General features: G+C 58.8%; 3 rRNA genes. All 3 read right to left on the bottom strand.

The window, feature by feature from the left end:
• Nucleotides 1-122: 122 nt before the first annotated feature.
• A 5S ribosomal RNA gene (gene rrf / locus HMPREF0975_RS14090) occupies nt 123-240 on the bottom strand.
• Nucleotides 241-442: 202 nt separating this feature from the next.
• Nucleotides 443-3,626, bottom strand: a 23S ribosomal RNA gene (locus HMPREF0975_RS14085).
• 431 nt (nt 3,627-4,057) lie between these two features.
• Nucleotides 4,058-5,618 (bottom strand): 16S ribosomal RNA (locus HMPREF0975_RS14080).
• Together the 16S, 23S and 5S rRNA genes form the textbook arrangement of a ribosomal RNA operon.
• Nucleotides 5,619-6,064 lie beyond the last annotated feature (446 nt).

Raw genomic sequence — 6,064 nt, 5'->3', positions numbered from 1 at the left:
CCTACAGCACAGTCCTTACTGTCCGTTAGGACAGTTGTTGTCGTTCAGAGCAGTGCTCGTCTAGAGGGGGCAGTTGGCCCGGGACCGCTGGTTGGCGGTTCCGGGCCGACTGTGTGGTGTGTGCTCGGTGGTGTCCTACTCTCCCGCACCCTGGCGGGTGCAGTACCATCGGCGCTGTCAGGCTTAGCTTCCGGGTTCGGGATGGGTGCCGGGCGTTTCCCTGTCGCTGTGACCACCGAGACGATTGTATGGGCAGTGCGAGAATCACTCGATACTGATTCGGTTGTGTGGCTGCCGTCCCACGCGCGCGTCGTGTCGTATACGCGTCGCGTTGCGTGTTGGTTGGGTTGGTTGTGGACCGTATAGTGGACGCTCGCGTTTGTTCCTGCCCCCCCTCACTCTCTTACTGTGCCGCTTGCGCGGTGGTTGTGGTGGTGGGGGTTGTTGTTTGTGTTGGCCTATTAGTACCGGTCAGCTCCGAACCGTTACCGGTCTTCCACTTCCGGCCTATCAACCCAGTGGTCTGCTGGGGGCCTACCAAGACAGTAACTGTCTTGTGGAGACCTTGTCTTGAAGATGGTTTCCCGCTTAGATGCTTTCAGCGGTTACCCGTCCCGAACGTAGCCAACCAGCCGTGCCCCGGGCGGGACAACTGGCACACCAGAGGTTCGTCCGTCCCGGTCCTCTCGTACTAGGGACAGGCCTTCTCAAGTCTCCTGCGCGCGCAGAGGATAGGGACCGAACTGTCTCACGACGTTCTAAACCCAGCTCGCGTACCGCTTTAATGGGCGAACAGCCCAACCCTTGGGACCTGCTCCAGCCCCAGGATGCGACGAGCCGACATCGAGGTGCCAAACCATGCCGTCGATATGGACTCTTGGGCAGGATCAGCCTGTTATCCCCGGGGTACCTTTTATCCGTTGAGCGACGACCCACCCACACGGGATCGCCGGATCACTAGTTCCTACTTTCGTACCTGCTCGACCCGTCGGTCTCACAGTCAAGCTCCCTTGTGCACTTGCACTCAACACCTGGTTGCCGACCAGGCTGAGGGAACCTTTGAGCGCCTCCGTTACACTTTAGGAGGCAACCGCCCCAGTTAAACTACCCACCAGGCACTGTCCCTGACCCGGATCACGGGCCCAGGTTCAGGCGCACGCCATAACCAGAGTGGTATTTCAAGGACGACTCCACCACCACTGGCGTGACAGCTTCAACGTCTCCCACCTATCCTGCACAAGCTATAGCGGGCGCCAATACCAAGCTGTAGTAAAGGTCCCGGGGTCTTTCCGTCCTTCTGCGCGAAACGAGCATCTTTACTCGTACTGCAATTTCGCCGAGCTCATGGTCGAGACAGCGGGGAAGTCGTTACGCCATTCGTGCAGGTCGGAACTTACCCGACAAGGAATTTCGCTACCTTAGGATGGTTATAGTTACCACCGCCGTTTACTGGGGCTTAAATTCACCACTTCACCCCACAAAGGGGGTTGATGGTTCCTCTTAACCTTCCAGCACCGGGCAGGCGTCAGTCCGTATACATCGCCTTACGGCTTCGCACGGACCTGTGTTTTTAGTAAACAGTCGCTTCCCCCTGGTCTCTGCGGCCCACCCCCCTAGCCCGCAAAACGGGGCTTCAAAGGATAGGGCCCCCCTTCTCCCGAAGTTACGGGGGCATTTTGCCGAGTTCCTTAACCATGATTCACTCGTGCGCCTAGGCATACTCTGCCCGACCACCTGTGTCGGTTTAGGGTACGGGCGGCTGGCACCATCGCGTCGAGGCTTTTCTCGGCACCCCAGGATCACCCTGATATCCCCCACCAAATGTGGGGTCACCATCACGCCTCACCCCCGCCCAAACACATGGGCTGCCCCCCGGATTTACCTAGGAGACGGGCTGCGCGCTTGAACGGACCAAGCCATCAGATCCGCCGGGCTACCACTGTGCGTCACCCCTGTTAACACGCTTGCCTACCTGCACGGAGGATCCCCAGACCCCACCACCACAACCACACCACCCCCCGAAAGGAGTAGGCGCGGCTATTATGGCGGCCGGGCGTGGGTTAGCACCCGCGCGTCAGCATGGGCGGTGCTTCGCCGGTACGGGAATATCAACCCGTCATCCATCGACTACGCCTGTCGGCCTCGCCTTAGGTCCCGACTCACCCAGGGCGGACTAGCCTGGCCCTGGAACCCTTGGTCATTCGGCGCTAGGGCTTCTCACCCTAGTATCGCTACTCATGCCTGCATTCTCACTCCCGCACCGTCCACCAGCAGTCACCCACAGGCTTCCCCCAGTGCGGGACGCTCCCCTACCACCCACAACCCCTGCCACCACCCCAACACGTGGGAAGATGAAAGGAACACGTTGCAGGTCCGCGGCTTCGGCGGTGTGCTTGAGCCCCGCTACATTGTCGGCGCACGATCACTTGACCAGTGAGCTATTACGCACTCTTTCAAGGATGGCTGCTTCTAAGCCAACCTCCTGGTTGTCTGCGCGACCGCACATCCTTTCCCACTTAGCACACGCTTAGGGGCCTTAGCCGGCGATCCGGGCTGTTTCCCTCTCGACCACGGAGCTTATCCCCCGCAGTCTCACTGCCGCACTCAACCCAGACGGCATTCGGAGTTTGGTTGACGTCAGTAACCCTGTGGGGCCCATCAGCCACCCAGTAGCTCTACCTCCGCCGGGCAACACACGACGCTGCACCTAAATGCATTTCGGGGAGAACCAGCTATCACGGAGTTTGATTGGCCTTTCACCCCTACCCACAGCTCATCCCCCCAGTTTTCAACCTAGGTGGGTTCGGTCCTCCACACGCTCTTACACGTGCTTCAACCTGGCCATGGGTAGATCACCCCGCTTCGGGTCCAGAACGCGCCACTAACTCGCCCTCTTCGGACTCGCTCTCGCTACGACTACCCCACACGGGTTAACCTCGCGACACGCCACTGACTCGCAGGCTCATTCTTCAAAAGGCACGCCACCACCCCCCACACACAACATGCGCGAAGAGCTCTGACGGCTTGCAAGCGCCCGGTTTCAGGTACTATTTCACTCCCCTCCCGGGGTACTTTTCACCATTCCCTCACGGTACTATCCACTATCGGTCATCAGGAGGTATTCAGGCAGCCAAGTGGTCTTGGCAGATTCACACAGGATTCCACGAGCCCCGTGCTACTCGGGCACCACCCCAAACACACACCAACCAGTTCCGCCTACGGGGGTATCACCCACTACGCCACGCCTTCCCAGACGATTCAGCTACCAGCCAGCAATGCGCCAGGCCTCCGGCAGAAGACCAACAGAACAGCCCCACAACCCCGCACACGCAACCCCTGCCGAGTATCACACGCACACGGTTTAACCATCATCCGCTTTCGCTCGCCACTACTCACGGAATATCTTCTCCTACGGGTACTGAGATGTTTCACTTCCCCGCGTCACCCCCCACACCCTATACAATTCAGATGCAGGTGACACGACATAACTCGTGCCGGGTCCCCCCATTCGGAAACCCTCGGATCACAGCCCGCCAGCCGGCTCCCCGAGGAATATCGCAGGCCACCACGTCCTTCATCGGCCCCTGATGCCAAGGCATCCACCGAACGCTCAAAAAAACAAACAACAAAACACGACAAAACACACAGACAAAAAGCCCGCATGCCACAATCACAGAAACAATACAGTAATAATGCTCGCGTCCACTATACAGTTCACAACCAACCCACCCACACCCACAACCCCACCCCACCAAACAACAGCAAAGCAGAACCACAGGCCAGGCAACCAGGGCGCACTACCCCAGAACCCCGACAGCATGCCACCCCCCACACACACAAAACACGCAAGGGGCACCCACCACCACCCAAACCAGGCAGCAACAGGCGTGTTTCCTATGCCAACTACAGACAACCAACCACACCCGCGAGCAACACACCCACGAGACACGACCAGCCGCCCCTTTTCCGCAAGAACAGCCCCCCAGCCGGCCCAGACCCATCAACAGCCCAGACAACCACGACCAGGAAGCCACCCCCACACAATACCTATCCTTAGAAAGGAGGTGATCCAGCCGCACCTTCCGGTACGGCTACCTTGTTACGACTTCGTCCCAATCACCAGCCCCACCTTCGACCGCTCCCCATAAGGCCACGGGCTTCGGGTGTTGCCGACTTTCATGACGTGACGGGCGGTGTGTACAAGGCCCGAGAACGTATTCACCGCAGCGTTGCTGATCTGCGATTACTAGCGACTCCAACTTCACGGTGTCGAGTTGCAGACACCGATCCGAACTGAGACCGGCTTTAAGGGATTCGCTCCACCTCACGGCATCGCAGCCCTCTGTACCGGCCATTGTAGCATGCGTGAAGCCCAAGACATAAGGGGCATGATGATTTGACGTCATCCCCACCCTCCTCCGAGTTGACCCCGGCAGTCTCCCGCGAGTCCCCACCACAACGTGCTGGCAACACGGGACAGGGGTTGCGCTCGTTGCGGGACTTAACCCAACATCTCACGACACGAGCTGACGACAACCATGCACCACCTGTGAACCGGCCCCCACAAAGGAAGGAAACCCCGTCTCCGGAGCCGACCGGCACATGTCAAGCCTTGGTAAGGTTCTTCGCGTTGCATCGAATTAATCCGCATGCTCCGCCGCTTGTGCGGGCCCCCGTCAATTCCTTTGAGTTTTAGCCTTGCGGCCGTACTCCCCAGGCGGGGCACTTAATGCGTTAGCTACGGCGCGGAAGAACCCGGAAAAGGCCCCCCACACCTAGTGCCCAACGTTTACGGCGTGGACTACCAGGGTATCTAATCCTGTTCGCTCCCCACGCTTTCGCTCCTCAGCGTCAGTAACGGCCCAGAGACCCGCCTTCGCCACCGGTGTTCTTCCTGATATCTGCGCATTCCACCGCTACACCAGGAGTTCCAGCCTCCCCTACCGCACTCAAGCCGGCCCGTACCCACCGCAAGCCCCCAGTTAAGCCAGAGGATTTCACGACAGACGCGACCAGCCGCCTACGAGCTCTTTACGCCCAATAATTCCGGACAACGCTCGCGCCCTACGTATTACCGCGGCTGCTGGCACGTAGTTAGCCGGCGCTTCTTATCCAGCTACCGTCAACCCACCCACACAGGAGCAGGCCTGCTTCACTGGCGAAAGAGGTTCACAACCCGAAGGCCTCCATCCCTCACGCGGCGTCGCTGCATCAGGCTTGCGCCCATTGTGCAATATTCCCCACTGCTGCCTCCCGCAGGAGTCTGGGCCGTGTCTCAGTCCCAGTGTGGCCGTCCACCCTCTCAGGCCGGCTACCCGTCACCGCCTTGGTAGGCCATCACCCCACCAACAAGCTGATAGGCCGCGAGCCCATCCCCCACCGAAAACACCCAAAGGCGCAATCTTTCCCAAACCCGCCATGCGACAGACCCGGAATACCCCGTATTAGCCCCACTTTCATGAGGTTATCCAGAAGAAGAGGGCAGGTTACTCACGTGTTACTCACCCGTTCGCCACTCATCCACACCCACCAAAAAGGCAAGCGCTTCACCGTTCGACTTGCATGTGTTAAGCACGCCGCCAGCGTTCGTCCTGAGCCAGGATCAAACTCTCCAAACAAAACCAACAAAACCCCAACCAACCCCAAAACAAGAGCCAACCAGAGCAAAGCCAGTACAAAGCCCAGAAAACCAGACCAAAGCCCAACCCAACCCCAAGCAAAACCCAGAGCCAGGCAAACCAAAAACAAACAGCCCCAAGAAACCACACACAACCAAACAAGCCATGCACAGCCCCCCAGAACCAAATGACATAAAAAACATGACACACTATCGAGTTCTCAAACAACACACCCAGCGAGATATCCACAAGGAATATTCCCTGCTTGCCTCTCGAAGGCGACCGGACTAGGATAAGCAGATCGGCGTTCCAGATTCAAATTCGGATCGCGTGACCCTGATCTCTGAACTTTATCCGCTATTTAACGCTTCGGCGGGCTCACGCCCGTCGATCTGACGTTTCCGTCGTCCGGAGCCACCGTCGAACCGTCCGGTCGCGTCGGCAGC

This window comes from Actinomyces sp. oral taxon 849 str. F0330 (genome assembly GCF_000239715.1).
In the GTDB taxonomy this organism is placed as follows: domain Bacteria; phylum Actinomycetota; class Actinomycetes; order Actinomycetales; family Actinomycetaceae; genus Actinomyces; species Actinomyces johnsonii.
This window is presented reverse-complemented; position numbering and strand designations above follow the sequence as displayed.